The following is a 16288-nucleotide window of genomic DNA, read 5'->3' on the forward strand; positions in this document are numbered from 1 at the left end:
TGCTTTTGTGGCGAGGGGATTTATCCCCGCTGGGCTGCGAAGCAGCCCCCGACGTCAGGGCTGACACACTGCAGTAAAAGAGATCCTGGGGGCGCTTCGCACCCCAACGGGGATAAATCCCCTCGCCACAAAAGCATCCAGTGTTTTGGATGTGCGTGCGGTGGTTTCAGCCCGTCAATCACCCCGCCAATAATAGACAGAGTTTTACATTGAGCCAGACGGGGTGCATGAGTATAATGGCGCGCTTCCATTTTCCCGCTCGGGAGCCCCCGCGATGCTGCGTATCAGCCAAGAAGCTCTGACCTTCGACGACATTCTCCTAGTGCCCGGTTATTCCGAAGTACTGCCTAACGAAGTCAGTCTCAAAACCCGTCTCACCCGTGGCATCGAACTGAATATCCCCCTGGTTTCCGCCGCCATGGACACCGTGACCGAAGCCCGTCTGGCCATTGCCATGGCCCAGGAAGGCGGTATCGGTATCATCCACAAGAACATGACCATCGAACAGCAGGCCGCCGAAGTGCGCAAGGTCAAGCGGTTCGAGGCTGGCGTGGTCAAGGATCCGATCACCATCGAGGCTGACGCCACGGTCCGGGATCTGTTCGAACTGACCCGCATGCACAACATCTCCGGCGTTCCGGTGCTGCACGATGGCGACCTGGTCGGCATCGTCACGTCCCGCGACGTGCGTTTCGAGAACCGCCTGGATGCCACCGTCCGCCAAGTGATGACGCCTAAAGAGCGCCTGGTCACGGTCAAGGAAGGCACCAGCAAGGACGAAGTCCGCGAGTTGCTGCACAAGCACCGCATCGAACGCGTGCTGATCGTCGACGACAAGTTCGCCCTCAAGGGCATGATGACCGTCAACGACATCGAAAAAGCCAAGGCCTACCCGCTGGCCAGCAAGGACGACCAAGGTCGTCTGCGCGTCGGCGCCGCCGTCGGCACCGGCAAGGACACCGGTGACCGTGTCGCGGCCCTGGTCAACGCCGGTGTCGACGTGGTGGTGGTCGACACCGCCCACGGTCACTCCAAAGGCGTGATCGACCGTGTGCGCTGGGTCAAGCAGAACTTCCCTGAAGTGCAGGTGATCGGCGGCAACATCGCCACTGGCGCTGCCGCCAAGGCCCTGGCCGACGCCGGCGCCGACGCCGTGAAGGTCGGTATCGGCCCTGGCTCGATCTGCACCACCCGCATCGTCGCCGGTGTCGGCGTGCCGCAGATCAGCGCCATCGCCAACGTCGCCGCCGCCCTTGAAGGCACGGGCGTGCCGTTGATCGCCGACGGCGGTATCCGCTTCTCCGGTGACCTGTCCAAGGCCATCGTCGCCGGTGCCTACTGCGTGATGATGGGTTCGATGTTCGCCGGTACCGAAGAAGCGCCGGGCGAGATCGAACTGTTCCAGGGCCGTAGCTACAAGGCCTATCGCGGCATGGGTTCGCTGGGCGCCATGTCCCAGGCCCAGGGTTCTTCCGACCGTTACTTCCAGGACTCCTCCGCAGGGGCCGAAAAGCTGGTGCCGGAAGGCATCGAAGGTCGCGTGCCGTACAAGGGCACCCTGAGCGCTATCATCCATCAACTGATGGGCGGCCTGCGTTCTTCCATGGGCTACACCGGCAGCGCCGACATCGAAGAGATGCGCACGAAGCCTGAATTCGTGCGCATCACCGGCGCCGGCATGGCCGAGTCCCATGTCCACGACGTGCAGATCACCAAGGAAGCGCCAAACTACCGCGTAGGTTAAGGCCTTCAGCAAAACGTTAATCACCGGGGCTGTTCATTCAGCCCCGAGTTGTTTCTGATTCACTACATGAGAATGAGTCATGGCCCTCGACATTCACGCTCACCGCATCCTGATCCTCGACTTCGGTTCCCAGTACACCCAGCTGATCGCCCGCCGCGTGCGTGAGATCGGCGTGTACTGCGAACTGCATCCGTTCGACATGGATGACGAAGCGATTCGCGAATTCGCGCCTAAGGGCGTCATCCTCGCTGGCGGCCCCGAGTCCGTGCACGAAGCCGACAGCCCGCGCTGCCCGCAAGCCGTGTTCGACCTGGGCGTGCCGGTCTTCGGCATCTGCTACGGCATGCAGACCATGGCTGAACAACTGGGCGGCAAGGTCGAAGGTTCGGACCTGCGTGAGTTCGGTTATGCTCGTGTCGACGTGGTCGGCAAGAGCCGCCTGTTGGACGGCATCGAAGATCACGTCGACGCTGATGGCCTGTTCGGCCTCGACGTGTGGATGAGCCACGGTGACAAAGTCACCAAGATGCCGGAAGACTTCCACGTCCTCGCCAGCACTCCGAGCTGCCCGATTGCCGGCATGTTCAACGATGATCGTCGCTACTACGGCGTGCAGTTCCACCCTGAAGTGACCCACACCAAGCAGGGCGGCCGCATCCTGTCGCGCTTCATCCTCGACATCTGCGGGTGCGAAGCCCTGTGGACCCCGTCGAAGATCGCTGAAGACGCCATCGCCCAGGTCCGCGCCCAGGTCGGTACCGACAACGTGTTGCTGGGCCTGTCCGGCGGCGTCGACTCCTCGGTGGTTGCCGCATTGCTGCACAAGGCCATCGGCGACCAGCTGACCTGCGTGTTCGTCGACAACGGCTTGTTGCGCCTGCACGAAGGCGAGCAAGTGATGGCCATGTTCGCCGAGAACATGGGCGTCAAGGTGATCCGCGCCAACGCCGAAGAGCAGTTCCTGAACAACCTGGCCGGTGAGTCCGACCCGGAGAAGAAGCGCAAGATCATCGGCCGTACCTTCATCGACGTGTTCGATGCCGAATCCTGCAAGCTGGACAACATCAAGTACCTGGCCCAGGGCACCATCTACCCCGACGTGATCGAGTCGGCCGGCGCCAAGAGCGGCAAGGCCCACGTGATCAAGTCCCACCACAACGTCGGTGGCCTGCCGGAAGAGATGAACCTCAAGCTGGTCGAGCCACTGCGCGAACTGTTCAAGGACGAAGTGCGTCGCCTCGGCCTGGAACTGGGCCTGCCGTACGACATGGTCTACCGCCACCCATTCCCGGGCCCGGGCCTGGGCGTGCGGATCCTCGGTGAAGTGAAGAAGGAATACGCCGACCTGCTGCGTCGCGCCGACCACATCTTCATCGAAGAACTGCGCAAGGCCGACTGGTACCACAAGGTCAGCCAGGCGTTCGTGGTGTTCCAACCGGTGAAATCGGTGGGCGTGGTCGGTGATGGCCGTCGCTACGCCTGGGTCGTGGCCCTGCGCGCCGTGGAAACCATCGACTTCATGACCGCTCGCTGGGCGCACCTGCCGTACGAGCTGCTGGAAACCGTTTCCGGGCGGATCATCAATGAAATCGAAGGCATTTCTCGCGTGACGTATGACGTGTCGAGCAAGCCGCCGGCGACGATTGAGTGGGAGTGATGGGACATCCCAGGGGATAATTATCCCCTGCGGTTCTGAAATCGATGCAACGTCGATTTTGTCATCGGAGGGAGGAAGGGGCGTCTTCAGCCTCTTCCTTCACTCTGACGAGCCGGTTGTTAGAAATAATCGTTTTTGTGCGCGGCGCTTGTTATCTAATCATTTTTATCCCGTTCTAATCGATGGCTGACAGGGCCAGGCACGCGGCGATCATGTCGAAGGCTGGTTCAGGCATCAGAGAAACTCTGCTCGAATCAAATCCGTATCGAACGGCGTAACCCCTTGGTGAGGCGAAAATACCGCCTGTGCCTGTTCCGGCGAAGCCACCCGTTCTCCTCGCGCACGCACATGTAGATCGAACAGCGTCTCCAGATCCGGACGTGGCGTGTGCACCAAGGCCCGCAGCATCAACGATATCCCACTCAGGTTGTTCTGAACGTTGTTCCATCGTGGTGAAGATGTGAGCCCTAGATCGGCCCAAATCACGCGCCGCTCCTGCAAGTCCATCACGAACGGCAGACAGATCTGTGTATCGGACGCGATGTCGAGACGGTCGATCACGGATCGCGGTTCGAATACTTCACCCGAGGCCACGTCAGCACGGGCCATCCAGCCAGCGAAGCATTCGGGAAGGTCGCAGTACGGCTGCTCGGTATAAGAGTTGATGGACGTGACGACGTAGCGAATACCCTTCTCGAGGAGGGCATCAACGTCAAGGTCGATGAATTCCGAAGCGCCGTGGGGCGCGTCGACGATGTCACCGCTGTGGTAACCACCGAACGCCTTCAGGTTGTAGTACGAGACAGTTTGCATGAACACGAAACGGGTGTTGAAAAAAGCAGCGGACAAGTCGATGTCTGTGCGTTGACCGCCGTTTTTCCACCAGAGGAACAGGCGAATGAAACGCGTGTCAGGCATAGGCAACCGGCTGCCTCGCACCAGCGTACGCAGCGACTTCGATGCGGCACGCTGCGCAAGTGGCACTCTGTATTCGTGCAGTGAGGGATCAATGAAGCAGCGGCCTAACGGAGGCAGCGACGCGAAACGCTTGATCAGAGCGTCCTCGCAAATTTGGGCCGCACGTGCCAACACCTCGGGTGTGAGAGGTTCACGTCGATCCTTGATGCCATAGACTTTGGCCAAGGCTCCTTTCGGTGTGAAGGCCCGCAAGGGCAGGGGACGCGGGGCTCTTACTTGGGCCAGCACCTGCAGCAGGATGGGTGAAGAGACCTGCGTCGCGACAGCCTCGAAAGCATCGAGCACGGCATCTGGATCGGTCGCACGGCGCAAGGTCACATCCAGCCGTCGAGCGAACTCACCGGGACGATCCTGCAGTATGGGCGTAAGCGCGGCGATCTGACGCTGGGCAAGCAGTGTTTCGACACGTGATCCAAACGAGGCCGGCGCGTCGTTGCGGCGCGCTGCCGTGATGGCGGCGAGAGCGCGTGGGTACTTATCCGCATACTCCCCCGGATGCAGCACTTCGGCCAAGCGCTTCCAGCGTTCGGCATGGCGCATCACATCTTCCGCAGCGCTGGGTGCGCGATCGAGTAGGCGCAACAGCAGACGGCGCGTCGCGCGCTTCATCGCCGTGAAACGAGTCGAAGCTGTCGTCAGCGACACGTCTCCTCCAGTCAATGCGACCGCCAGTCGTAGCACGTCCGTCGCCGTTTCGACGTTTCGTTCCAGGAAGGCGTCCAGCCGTGCATCGCTGGCTACATGCCGGAGCAGTGCGCCGCCAACCAATGCACGGGTTTCCCGAAACGGTACGGCTTCCGGCAGCAGACGGAACACGTCGCCTTTGTACGCTCGGATAAACCAGACGACATCAGTAGTTTCCTCATCGGAGAGCGAGGTACGCGCGGAAACCAGCGGTTCGAGCATCGACTCGAATTCAGAGACGCTTCCCAGTTCGATGACCCGGGATACGAAATTCCCTTCCAACATCACAGGTCGAGGGTGCTCTTCGGGTGGCAAACGCCAAAGCGTGAGGTAGTGCAAGACGGCGGTAAGATACAACTCCGCTTCGGAAGCCTTCAGTACTTGTTCTGGAAAGGCTGGGTAAAGCGGCCTGTGGTGCACATGGGCGCCGGTCTGCCGCCGAAGTACCCCGACAATTTCGCGCAGCCAGTGTGTGAGTTCTGCCGCCGAGAGCATGATGATGCGCTCAATCAATGGTTCCGATAGCACGCATCGGAACGCGGCGATTTCCTGGACAGCCGACGCGACCTGGGCGCGCGTGGCACCGCCGGTGCCCGTCGGGACGTGAACCTTGCTGCGGCGACGCAGGAACAGCTCCTGATTCATGCTTGATTCTCCCTTTGGCCGCCGTTGTGATTGGGCAGCAGCGTCGCGTGTGCAGTCGATATGAAAACGCCTGCAAGAAGCAGGCGCGGTGTGGAGAGCGGAACCCCTAGGTCATGAGGGATAGAAGGAAGGTGTTCCATAGCCACGGCGGCATTGTACGGAAGGTGGGGGATGCTTGTCAGGCAAACACATAGCTTGAAACGTACTCGATTCTCAGCCGGCAATTTTCCTTTAATTGCTTCCGGACTTGGAAGCTCCCCCCACAGGACCGTTCCGTCGACCCGGAACCGCGGCGAGACAGCTGGCTCCCGCTGGAGTGCCAAGCGCCACCGTCACCTTTCGCTACGATTTCTTGCCTCAATAGGCGCAGAAGAGTGCTTACCATCGGCGGCGATGCCCGGCTGGTTTCGCCGGCGTGCTCGCAAACGCTGGCGCGTGCTCACCGACGTCCGCGCACAGTTCATCAAGTTGCTATCGACCAACGTGAGCGCGGCTGAATGCTGCGTTTGAAAGAGTGCGCAGGGTTGTCATTTGACAACCCTGCGTTTCATGCGAATACTGGAGATCACGGATGACTCGTCCAACGCACCCGAAAAAAGAGATTGAGGAAGCGTTAAGGCATGCCGAAGGGCACGGCTGGCGCATAGAAGTCGGCGGCAGCCACGCTTGGGGGCGGTTTTACTGCCCGTCCAAAGACGTGGAGTGCCGTTGCGGTGAGTTCTGCATCACTTCGATATGGAGCACGCCGAAGAACCCAGGCAACCACGCGCGAGCGTTGAGACGCGTCGTGGAGAATTGCTCGAGGCATCGCAATCAGCGCGATGCGGATCACGATGCTAAGAATAGAACGATGGAATATATCTTTACCTTGAAATATCAGCTTGTTGATGACGGCTGTGCCATGGATGAATTGGTCGAGCGGCTGGGTGAAGCGGGCTGCGACGATGCCCTGGTTGGTATCGGGCAGCCCGGACGGATGGCGCTTGAGTTCACTCGCGATGCGCCTGATGCGGTCGAGGCCGTGCTTAGCGCTCTGGCCGATGTCCAGCGCGCGGTGCCATCGGCCAAGTTGATCGAGGTTGCGCCTGATTTAGTCGGTCTGACAGATGTCGCCGAGATCGTAGGCGTGTCTCGGCAGAACATGCGCAAGCTGATGTTGGCTCATCCGGGCAGCTTCCCTACGCCGGTGCATGAGGGCAGTACATCCATTTGGCATTTGGCGGACGTTCTCAGCTGGCTCCAGGCCAAGGGCAGCTATTCGCTTGCCGGGAACGTGCTGGATGTCGCGCAGGTGGCCTTGCAGGTCAACGTTGCGAAAGAAGGTCGACGATTTCCTGGCGTGGCTTTTAAAGAGCTGGACGCTTTGGTTGTGTGACAATCTTGGAGGGCTGCTGCGCAGCCCAACGGGAGCGAGCTCCTTCGTCACATGGGAGGTCGATGTGGATTTCCAGACGCGTTCTATACTCCTGGCACCCATTGCGGTGTAACACACCCGCAATCCAGGAGCCCGCCATGAACGACGTTCAAAAACTCGCCGCCCTGCGCATCGTCTTGATCCTGGTTGGTCTGATTGCCGTTTTCGCGATCTGGCCGCTGATGATCCTGTGGCCGTCCGGCTGGGCATGGCACAGCGGCCATTCCGACTATCCGCTGATGATTGTCGGCATCTACGCGACGCTCGGCGTGTTCCTGCTGAGGGCCTCCCGCGAGCCGATGAAACACTTGAGCCTGATCGGGTTCACGGTGTGGTCGAGCATCGTGCATGGCGCGATCATGGCGGTGCAGTCGTTTGGCGTCGGGATGGACGGGATGTCGCACTACGGGCACTTGCTCGGCGATGTGCCTGCCTTGTTCGTCGTCGCGGCGGCGCTGGCCTTTTTTACGCCTCGGGGGGTAAACGCGCGCTGACCGCTCGGTTCATTCTTTTGTCGGGAAGTGACCACCACAGGTTTTTTTCATCTTCGTTTCCTTACCGTTTCTCATCTGCGGGTGTATCGTATTCGCCTTTTGCGGGCCCACCGGTCCGTCGCAGATGCAGAGGTAGTCGCGTTCATGTCCTTTACCCGTCGCCAAATTCTCGGTGGCCTGGCCGGTCTTGTTGTCGTTGGCGTGGGTGCAGGCGGTGCGTCGCGGTATTGGCTGGGCAAGATGGCCGATGCTGACGCCGGTCACGACTATGAATTGATCGCCGCGCCTTTGGACGTGGAACTGGTGGCCGGGCACAAGACCCAGGCCTGGGCGTTTGGTCCGTCAGCGCCGGGCACCGAACTGCGGGTCCGCCAGGGCGAATGGCTGCGGGTGCGTTTCATCAATCACCTGCCGGTCGCGACCACGATTCATTGGCACGGCATCCGCTTGCCGCTGGAAATGGACGGCGTGCCGTACGTCTCGCAGCTACCGGTGTTGCCGGGTGAATATTTCGATTACAAGTTCCGTGTGCCGGACGCCGGCAGCTATTGGTACCACCCCCACGTCAACAGCAGCGAAGAGCTTGGACGAGGATTGGTCGGGCCGCTGATCATCGAAGAGCGCGAGCCGACCGGTTTCAAGTTCGAACAGACCTTGAGCCTCAAGAGCTGGCACGTGGACGAGCAGGGCCAGTTCGTCGAGTTCAGCATTCCCCGCGAGGCGGCGCGTGGTGGCACGGCCGGGCGGTTGTCGACCATCAACGGTGTGCCGCAGGCGGTCATCGATTTGCCGGCCGGGCAGATCACTCGCGTGCGCTTGCTCAACCTCGACAACACGCTCACTTATCGCATCAACATTCCTGGCGTTGAAGCGCAGATCTATGCGCTGGACGGTAACCCCATCGAGCCGCGCCCATTGGGCAAGGAATACTGGCTGGGGCCGGGCATGCGCATCTGCCTGGCGATCAAGGCGCCGCCGGCCGGCGAAGAATTGTCGTTGCGCAATGGCCCGGTACGCCTGGGGACATTGCGTTCGGTACCCAATAACGACGCGCCGAGCCCATGGCCGCCTGCATTACCGCCCAACCCGGTGTCGGAGCCGGACCTGGCCAATGCCGAGAAACTCAACTTCAATTTCGAATGGGTCGGCTCGGTGTCGGTCAACACTGACAACGGCAAGCCGCCGAGCCTGTGGCAGATCAACGGCAAGGCTTGGGACATCACCGACAAAACCTGCGCCGACCGGCCGATCGCCACGCTGAAGAAAGGCCAGAGCTACATTTTTGAATTGAAAAACATGACCCAGTATCAGCATCCGATCCATTTGCACGGCATGAGCTTCAAGGTGATTGCGTCGAACCGCCACAAAGTCATCCCGTATTTCACCGACACCTACCTGCTGGGCAAGAACGAGCGGGCGCAGGTGGCATTGGTGGCGGATAATCCGGGCGTGTGGATGTTCCATTGCCATGTGATCGACCACATGGAAACCGGCCTGATGGCCGCCATCGAGGTGGCGTGATGCGCCAGATTCGCCCCGCCAGGATCATTGACCGCAGCCGTGACCAGGATTTCATGCGCGAAGCCCTGGCTCTCGCGGCACAAGGCGCGGCGCTGGGCGAAGTGCCGGTGGGCGCGGTGCTGGTGCAGGATGGCGAGATCATCGGGCGCGGCTTCAACTGCCCGATCAGCGGCCACGACCCCAGCGCCCACGCGGAAATGGTCGCCATCCGCGTCGCCGCCCAGGCGGTGAGCAACTATCGCCTGCCGGGCAGCACCCTCTATGTGACCCTGGAGCCGTGCAGCATGTGCGCCGGCCTCATCGTTCATTCACGTATCGCCCGGGTCGTCTATGGAGCGCTGGAGCCCAAGGCAGGGATTGTGCAGAGCCAGGGACAGTTTTTCAGCCAGGGCTTCCTGAACCATCGGGTGATGTTCGAGGGTGGGGTGTTGGCTGAGGAGTGCAGCGCGGTGCTGAGTGAATTCTTCAAGGCCCGAAGAGCCAAGTCTTCAGACTGAACACTGACCCCCTGTGGGAGCTTGCTCGCGATAGCGGTCTGTCAGGCGACATCTCTGTTGAATGTCAGGTCGCCATCGCGAGCAAGCTCGCTCCCACAGGGGTTTTGTGGTGCTTGGACTGGTTATTTGCGCGCCACAATCACCGCCCGCATCGGCGCCGGCAGGCCTTCGATGGTCTTGCTGTGGTCTTCAGGGTCGAGGAAATCGCTCAGCGACTGATATTTCATCCACTCGGTGCTGCGTTGTTCTTCCACGGTGGTCAGGCTCACGTCGACGCAGCGCACATCGCTGAACCCGGCGCGGCGCAGCCAGCGTTCCAGTGCGGGCACTGACGGCAGGAACCACACGTTGCGCATCTGCGCGTAGCGGTCCTCCGGCACCAACACCTGATGTTCGTCGCCTTCGATCACTAGGGTTTCCAGCACCAGTTCGCCGCCCTTGACCAGGCAATCCTTCAAGGCGAGCAAATGCTCGATCGGCGAGCGGCGGTGGTAGAACACGCCCATGGAGAACACCGTGTCGAAGCCTTCCAGCTCCGGCGGCAGGGCCTCGAAGGGGAACGGCAGGTGCCAGGCGTTGGGCTGCGACAGGTAGCGCTGCACCGCCTGGAACTGGCAGAAGAACAGCCAGTTGGGGTCGACACCGATCACCGTGTCCGCCCCGGCACCGAGCATGCGCCACATGTAGTAACCATTGCCGCAGCCCACATCGAGGATGCGCTTGCCCTTGAGATCGAGATGCGGGGCGACGCGCGACCATTTCCAGTCCGAGCGCCATTCGGTGTCGACGTGCACGCCAAACAGGTCGAAAGGCCCTTTTCGCCATGGCGACAGGCCCATCAACGCGGTACGCATTTGCGCCCGGGTCTCGTCGGAACAATCGGTGTCGAGGGTCAGGCCATTCAGCAGATCCACGGTGGTGGGCTGCAAGACAGGCAGCGCATCGAGCGCGCTTTGCCAACGCTCCAGGTCGCCGTGGCCCTTTTCCATCTTGGCGTCCAGCTGCGCCTGCAGCGTCGCGGCCCAATCGGCCAGGGGCGTGCCGGCCAGGTGGCGGGCAAGGGGAGACAGATCAATCATGGCAAGGCAATCAACGAGGCGAAGTTAAGACACTGGAACCACGGCACGACTTTCGAGAACCCGGCCGCCAGCAGGCGCTCGCGGTGTTCTTCGAGGCTGTCGGGCTTCATGACATTTTCGATGGCGCTGCGTTTCTGGGCGATTTCCAGTTCGCTGTAGCCGTTGGCGCGCTTGAAGGCCACGTGCAGGTCGGTGAGCAGCGCGTGTTCCTCGGCATCGTTGAAGCGCAGCTTCTCTGAAAGGATCAGGGCGCCACCGGGCAGCAACGATTGGCGGATGCGGCCGAGCAGCGCGGTGCGCTGGTCCGGCGCGATGAATTGCAGGGTGAAGTTCAACGCCACCACCGAGGCCGGCTGGAACGCCAGGGCCAGGATGTCGCCCTCGATCACCTCCACTGGCAGCAACTCCTGGAACATCGAGTCCTGGCCGTTGAGGTATTCGCGGCAGCGCTCGACCATGGCCGCCGAGTTATCCACCGCAATCACCCGGCAACCGTCGGTGCGCACATGGCGGCGCAGGGCCTGGGTCACCGCGCCGAGGGACGATCCCAGGTCGTACAGCACGCTGTTGGGCTGGGCAAATTGCGCCGCGAGCACACCGAGGTTCTCGACGATGGTCGGGTAGCCTGGCACCGAACGCTTGATCATGTCCGGGAACACCCGTACCACGTCTTCATTGAAGGCGAAGTCAGGCACCTGGGCCAAGGGTTGGGCGAATAGGCGATCGGGTTCTTTGCTCACGGCGGTTCCAGCGGCAGGGGGGCGAAAAGGCCGGCATTTTAACCAGAAAATCATCGGTTCTGTGCGGCTTTCAAATGGGCGTTTGCCTATCAGCCAACCCCTGCTCAATTCACCGAAATGGCGCAATCAAAGGTTTCCACGGGCGGCACTTCCGGTGCCCACGGCTGTTGATAAGTCAGGCGCAAGCGCCCGGTGCCACCCGCAAACGCCTGGAAACGCCAGGTCGATACCCCGGCGGCGCCGACCACGCCAGCGTCCTCGGGGTTGCGATAGACCTCCGGGCCAAGGCCTTTTAGAACGCCGCCGGCCGAGTCCTGGATGCTCCAGCGATAGCCGGTGGTGGGGTTGCTCGGCAGGCTCAGGATCAGGTTCTGCCCGCTATTTAGTCGTACAGGGCACTGACTTTGCTTTTCCAGCGTCACGTTCTGTTTCGGCTGTGTGGCGCAAGCGGTCAGCAGGGCGAGGCTGGCCGGGACGAGCAGGCGGGTGAGGGACATAAAGACTCCGGCATTCACGACGAGCGGCGAGCATAACCGAAGATGCTACTGGGTGTGTCAGGTGGAAGTGCGCGGGTGCGGATGGCGCCTTCGCGAGCAAGCCCGCTCCCACACAATTTGGGATGGATCACAAGTATTGTGAGAACCACAAATCCCCTGTGGGAGCGAGCTTGCTCGCGATGAGGCCAGTACAAGCACTAGAGAACGATCAGAACAACACCTTCGCCACATCTGCAAACCGCTTGGCGAAATGCACCGTGACGCCTTCCTTCAGATAATCCGGCAGTTCCTCGAAGTTACCTCGGTTGGCGTCCGGCAGGATCAGTTCGTTGATCTTCTGTCGTCGCGCCGCGATGACCTTCTCGCGTACGCCGCCAATCGGCAGCACGTGCCCGGTCAAGGTCAGTTCGCCAGTCATGGCCACGCCTTTCTTCGGCGGCTGGTTGCGCGCCAGGGACAGCAGGGCGCTGGCCATGGTCACGCCGGCACTCGGCCCGTCCTTCGGCGTGGCGCCTTCCGGTACGTGCAGATGGACAAAGGCCTCGTCGAAGAACTTCGGATCACCGCCGAACTGCTTCAGGTGCGAGCTGACATAGCTGTGGGCAATTTCCGCCGATTCCTTCATCACCTCGCCCAGTTGCCCGGTCAGCTTGAAGCCGCGATTGAGGGTGTGGATCCGCGTTGCTTCGATCGGCAACGTGGCGCCACCCATGCTGGTCCAGGCCAGGCCGGTGATCACCCCGACGCCGGACAGCACCTGTTCGTTGCGGAACACGGGTTTGCCCAGGGAGGCCTCGAGGTCCTTCGGTCCGAGCTTGATCACTGCTTTTGGATCGTCGATCAGTTTCATCACGGCCTTGCGCACCAGTTTGCCCAGTTGCTTCTCCAACTGGCGCACCCCGGCTTCACGGGCGTAGCCGTCGATAAGGGCCTTCAGGGCGCTGTCGTTGATGCTCAGGCTGCCCTTGGACACGCCGGCCTTGGCCAGTTGCTTGGGCCAAAGGTGGCGCTTGGCAATGGCGACCTTTTCTTCGGTGATATAGCCCGACAGGCGAATCACTTCCATGCGGTCCAGCAGCGGGCCGGGGATCGAGTCCAGGGTGTTGGCGGTGCAGACGAAAAGCACTTTCGACAGGTCCAGGCGCATGTCGAGGTAATGGTCGAGGAATTCGACATTCTGCTCGGGATCGAGGGTTTCCAGCAGCGCTGACGCCGGGTCGCCCTGGTAGCTCTGGCCCATCTTGTCGATTTCGTCGAGCATGATCACCGGGTTCATCACTTCGACGTCCTTGAGCGCCTGCACCAGCTTGCCCGGCTGAGCGCCGATGTAGGTGCGCCGATGGCCCTTGATCTCGGCTTCGTCGCGCATGCCGCCGACGCTGAAACGGTAGAACGGCCGCCCGAGGGATTCGGCGATCGATTTGCCCACGCTGGTCTTGCCCACGCCCGGTGGGCCCACCAGCAAGACGATGGAGCCGCTGATTTCGCCTTTATAGGCGCCCACGGCGAGGAATTCGAGGATGCGGTCCTTGATGTCGTCCAGGCCGGCGTGGTGCTGGTCGAGTACCTTGCGGGCGTGCTTGAGGTCGAGCTTGTCCTGGCCATACACGCCCCACGGCACCGATGTCGCCCAATCCAGGTAATTGCGCGTGACGGCGTATTCCGGTGAACCGGTCTCCAGGATCGAGAGCTTGTTCATTTCCTCTTCGATGCGCTTCTGGGCCTGGGCGGGCAGGACCTTGCCTTCCAGGCGCTGCTCGAATTGTTCCAGGTCGGCGCTGCGATCGTCCTTGGTCAGCCCCAGCTCCTGCTGGATGACCTTGAGCTGTTCCTTGAGGAAGAACTGGCGCTGATGTTCGCCGATCTTGCTGTTGACCTCGGCGGAAATCTCCTTTTGCAGCCGCGCGACCTCGACTTCCTTGCGCAGCATCGGCAGCACTTTTTCCATGCGCTTGAGCATCGGCACGCAATCGAGCACTTCCTGCAGCTCGCTGCCGGTGGCGGAAGTGAGCGCGGCGGCGAAGTCTGTCAGCGGCGATGGATCGTTGGGGCTGAAGCGGTTGAGGTAGTTCTTCAGCTCTTCGCTGTACAGCGGGTTGAGCGGCAGCAGCTCCTTGATCGCGTTGATCAGCGCCATGCCATAGGCCTTGACCTCATCGGTCGGCTCGCTTGGCTGGTGCGGGTACTCGACCTCCACGAGGTACGGCGGGCGATGATGCTTGAGCCAGGTACGGATGCGCACGCGGGTCAGGCCCTGGGCGACGAACTGCAATTTGCCGGCTTCACGGCTGGCGTGGTGGACCTTCACCAGCGTGCCGTACAGCGGCAGTTTCGAGGTGTCGAAATGACGCGGGTCTTCCTGGGGACTGTCCATGAAAAACAGCGCCAGAGAGTGATGTTCGGACTTGGCCACCAATTCCAGGGTTTCGGCCCACGGCTCTTCATTGACGATGACCGGCAGCACCTGGGCCGGGAAGAACGGGCGGTTGTGGATCGGAATGATGTAGACCTTGTCCGGCAGGCTCTGGCCAGGCAGGGCCAGGCCGGTGCCGGAGGAAGTGTGTTCGATGTGCTCGGATTCAGCGTATTCGTTCGTGGCTTCAGTAGAGTGCTGGTCGCTCATGGGGCACCTGCGCAATGGAGTATGGATCTTAGATGGGGCAGGTGGGGGGTGGTTTCAATGGGGGGATTGTTAACGGCTATTTCATTGGAGCGCGTTGGTCCGGAGCTGCCGAGCGAAGCGAGGCTGCGATCTTTCTCCTGATGCTTGAGTTTCAAGCGAAAGATCAAGGATCAAAAGATCGCAGCCTGCGGCAGCTCCTGCAGAGGCGCGTCAGGCGACCCGGTTCAAGTCGTTATGACGCGTTTCCTTCAGGCACATTACCGCGATCACGCTGAGCACGGCGGCCCCGGAAACGTACCCGCCGACGTAGCTCAGGCCACCCATCGCCACCAGCTTCTGGGCGAAGAACGGTGCGGCGGAGGCGCCGACAATACCGCCCAGGTTGTAGGCCGCCGAAGCACCGGTGTAGCGAACGTGCGTGGGAAACAGCTCCGGCAGCAACGCGCCCATCGGGGCGAAGGTCACGCCCATCAGGAACAGTTCGATGCACAGGAACAGCGCCACGCCGCCAGTGAACCCTTGGGTCAGCAAGGGTTCCATGAGGAAGCCCGAGGCCACCGCCAGCAGGCCGCCGCCGATCAATACTGGCTTGCGGCCAAATCGGTCGCTGGCCCAGGCCGACAGCGGTGTCGCGGCGGCCATGAACAACACCGCAAAGCACAGCAGGCCAAGGAACGTCTCGCGACTGTAGCCCAGGCTCGCAACGCCATAGCTCAGGGAAAACACCGTGGAGATGTAGAACAGGGCGTAACACACCACCATCGCCGCCGCGCCGAGCAATGTGGGCGCCCAGTACTGGCTGAAGAGCTCGACCAAAGGGATTTTCACCCGTTCCTGGCGGGCCATGGCGCTGGCGAACACCGGCGTCTCATGGAGCTTGAGGCGTACGTAGAGGCCGACAATCACCAGTACGGCGCTGAGCAGGAACGGAATCCGCCAGCCCCAGGACCGGAACTGCTCGTCATCCAGGGTCATGGCCAGGGTCAGGAACAGCCCGTTCGCCGCCAGGAAACCGATGGAAGGGCCCAGTTGGGGGAACATGCCGAACCAGGCACGCTTGCCTTTGGGCGCGTTCTCGGTGGCCAGCAAGGCCGCGCCGCCCCATTCACCGCCAAGCCCCAGCCCTTGGCCGAAACGCAGCAGGCACAGGAGGATGGGGGCCCAGGCGCCGATGCTGGCGTAGCCGGGAAGCACACCGATGAGGGTTGTACAGACGCCCATCAGCAGCAGCGATGCCACCAGTGTCGATTTGCGTCCGATGCGGTCGCCGAAGTGGCCGAACAGCGCCGAGCCCAGCGGACGGGCAAGGAAGGCGATGCCGAAGGTCAGGAAGGACGACAGCATCTGTGCCGTGCCTGAGGTTTGCGGAAAGAACACCGGCCCGATCACCAGGGCGGCGGCGGTGGCATAGACGTAGAAATCGTAGAACTCGATGGCGGTGCCGATGAAACTCGCGGTCGCCACGCGGCTGGCCGAATTGGTCGGCTGGACAGGCACGGCGTCGTTGCAGGTGGTGGTTGTCATGCGGTTATCCCTGACAGTCATGTGCTCCGTTGGAGCGAATTATTATGGTCGAATACCCAGGGATGTGGGGTGGGCGCTGTCGCTGTTCCGGGTAGGAACAGTCGCAGGGATCAAGCGGATATTGCGGTGAACGACCCGGAACCTTCCGTGCGCAGGGTAGGCTCGGGGCTTGGGCGGGGCTGGATAAGCGA

The 16288-nt window shown here is 61.5% G+C and carries 12 protein-coding genes and 1 pseudogene; 7 read left to right on the forward strand and 6 right to left on the reverse strand.

The genetic code is table 11. The features are described from left to right. Positions 1-274: 274 nt before the first annotated feature. Both guaB and guaA read left to right on the forward strand, forming a co-directional pair. Positions 275-1744: an IMP dehydrogenase gene (gene guaB / locus JMN22_RS13210; protein ID WP_030139576.1), complete on the forward strand. Its 1470-nt coding sequence runs from the start codon at positions 275-277 to the stop codon at positions 1742-1744. Positions 1745-1823: 79 nt separating this feature from the next. After that, complete coding sequence (gene guaA / locus JMN22_RS13215; RefSeq protein ID WP_030139575.1) at positions 1824-3401, forward strand: glutamine-hydrolyzing GMP synthase; 1578 nt, start codon at positions 1824-1826, stop codon at positions 3399-3401. A 234-nt stretch (positions 3402-3635) separates the two neighbouring features. On the opposite strand, the gene JMN22_RS13220 is transcribed toward guaA, so the two are convergent. After that, entirely contained in the window at positions 3636-5708 is a 2073-nt protein-coding gene (locus JMN22_RS13220; protein WP_198796302.1) for a TerD family protein, read from the reverse strand. Positions 5709-6279: 571 nt separating this feature from the next. Between JMN22_RS13220 and JMN22_RS13225 the strand changes: the two are divergent. The 5 genes and pseudogenes from JMN22_RS13225 to tadA all read left to right on the forward strand — a co-directional run. Continuing rightward, a pseudogene (locus tag JMN22_RS13225) lies at positions 6280-6549 on the forward strand (hypothetical protein); the annotation flags it as partial. A gap of 9 nt (positions 6550-6558) precedes the next feature. Then, complete coding sequence (locus JMN22_RS13230) at positions 6559-7083, forward strand: helix-turn-helix transcriptional regulator (protein WP_198796384.1); 525 nt, start codon at positions 6559-6561, stop codon at positions 7081-7083. 137 nt (positions 7084-7220) lie between these two features. Next, the gene (locus JMN22_RS13235; protein WP_030139571.1) at positions 7221-7616 is read left to right on the forward strand and encodes a DUF6632 domain-containing protein; all 396 of its coding nucleotides are present in this window, start codon (positions 7221-7223) and stop codon (positions 7614-7616) included. Between the two features lie 144 nt (positions 7617-7760). Beyond that, positions 7761-9137 (forward strand): multicopper oxidase family protein, encoded by a 1377-nt coding sequence (locus tag JMN22_RS13240; RefSeq protein ID WP_198796303.1) that lies wholly within the window; start codon positions 7761-7763, stop codon positions 9135-9137. Beyond that, complete coding sequence (gene tadA, locus JMN22_RS13245) at positions 9137-9634, forward strand: tRNA adenosine(34) deaminase TadA (RefSeq protein ID WP_198796304.1); 498 nt, start codon at positions 9137-9139, stop codon at positions 9632-9634. Before JMN22_RS13240 ends, tadA begins: the two co-directional genes overlap by 1 nt. Before the next feature lie 122 nt (positions 9635-9756). On the opposite strand, the gene cmoB is transcribed toward tadA, so the two are convergent. From cmoB to JMN22_RS13270, 5 genes are all read right to left on the reverse strand, one after another. Further along, a complete protein-coding gene (gene cmoB, locus JMN22_RS13250) occupies positions 9757-10713 on the reverse strand; it encodes a tRNA 5-methoxyuridine(34)/uridine 5-oxyacetic acid(34) synthase CmoB (RefSeq protein WP_198796305.1) in 957 nt (318 codons plus the stop codon). After that, complete coding sequence (cmoA, locus tag JMN22_RS13255; protein WP_030139567.1) at positions 10710-11453, reverse strand: carboxy-S-adenosyl-L-methionine synthase CmoA; 744 nt, start codon at positions 11451-11453, stop codon at positions 10710-10712. The genes cmoB and cmoA overlap by 4 nt, the downstream gene beginning before the upstream one ends. Positions 11454-11557: 104 nt before the next feature. After that, positions 11558-11950, reverse strand: coding sequence for a protease inhibitor I42 family protein (locus tag JMN22_RS13260; protein ID WP_198796306.1), 393 nt, complete (start codon positions 11948-11950; stop codon positions 11558-11560). Positions 11951-12158: 208 nt separating this feature from the next. Then, entirely contained in the window at positions 12159-14573 is a 2415-nt protein-coding gene (lon, locus tag JMN22_RS13265) for an endopeptidase La (protein WP_030139565.1), read from the reverse strand. Between the two features lie 210 nt (positions 14574-14783). After that, complete coding sequence (locus JMN22_RS13270) at positions 14784-16097, reverse strand: MFS transporter (protein WP_198796307.1); 1314 nt, start codon at positions 16095-16097, stop codon at positions 14784-14786. Positions 16098-16288: the final 191 nt, after the last annotated feature.

Source organism: Pseudomonas sp. HB05, assembly GCF_016756915.1.
Lineage (GTDB): Bacteria > Pseudomonadota > Gammaproteobacteria > Pseudomonadales > Pseudomonadaceae > Aquipseudomonas > Aquipseudomonas alvandae.

What these genes read in the sequence shown, in the direction of transcription:
- JMN22_RS13260 (WP_198796306.1), bottom strand. Translation starts at nt 11,950, where the DNA reads ATGTCCCTCACCCGCCTGCTCGTCCCGGCCAGCCTCGCCCTGCTGACC.
- guaA (WP_030139575.1), top strand. Translation starts at nt 1,824, where the DNA reads ATGGCCCTCGACATTCACGCTCACCGCATCCTGATCCTCGACTTCGGT.
- tadA (WP_198796304.1), top strand. Translation starts at nt 9,137, where the DNA reads ATGCGCCAGATTCGCCCCGCCAGGATCATTGACCGCAGCCGTGACCAG.
- JMN22_RS13230 (WP_198796384.1), top strand. Translation starts at nt 6,559, where the DNA reads ATGGAATATATCTTTACCTTGAAATATCAGCTTGTTGATGACGGCTGT.
- cmoB (WP_198796305.1), bottom strand. Translation starts at nt 10,713, where the DNA reads ATGATTGATCTGTCTCCCCTTGCCCGCCACCTGGCCGGCACGCCCCTG.
- JMN22_RS13220 (WP_198796302.1), bottom strand. Translation starts at nt 5,708, where the DNA reads ATGAATCAGGAGCTGTTCCTGCGTCGCCGCAGCAAGGTTCACGTCCCG.
- JMN22_RS13270 (WP_198796307.1), bottom strand. Translation starts at nt 16,097, where the DNA reads ATGACAACCACCACCTGCAACGACGCCGTGCCTGTCCAGCCGACCAAT.
- lon (WP_030139565.1), bottom strand. Translation starts at nt 14,573, where the DNA reads ATGAGCGACCAGCACTCTACTGAAGCCACGAACGAATACGCTGAATCC.
- JMN22_RS13240 (WP_198796303.1), top strand. Translation starts at nt 7,761, where the DNA reads ATGTCCTTTACCCGTCGCCAAATTCTCGGTGGCCTGGCCGGTCTTGTT.
- JMN22_RS13235 (WP_030139571.1), top strand. Translation starts at nt 7,221, where the DNA reads ATGAACGACGTTCAAAAACTCGCCGCCCTGCGCATCGTCTTGATCCTG.
- guaB (WP_030139576.1), top strand. Translation starts at nt 275, where the DNA reads ATGCTGCGTATCAGCCAAGAAGCTCTGACCTTCGACGACATTCTCCTA.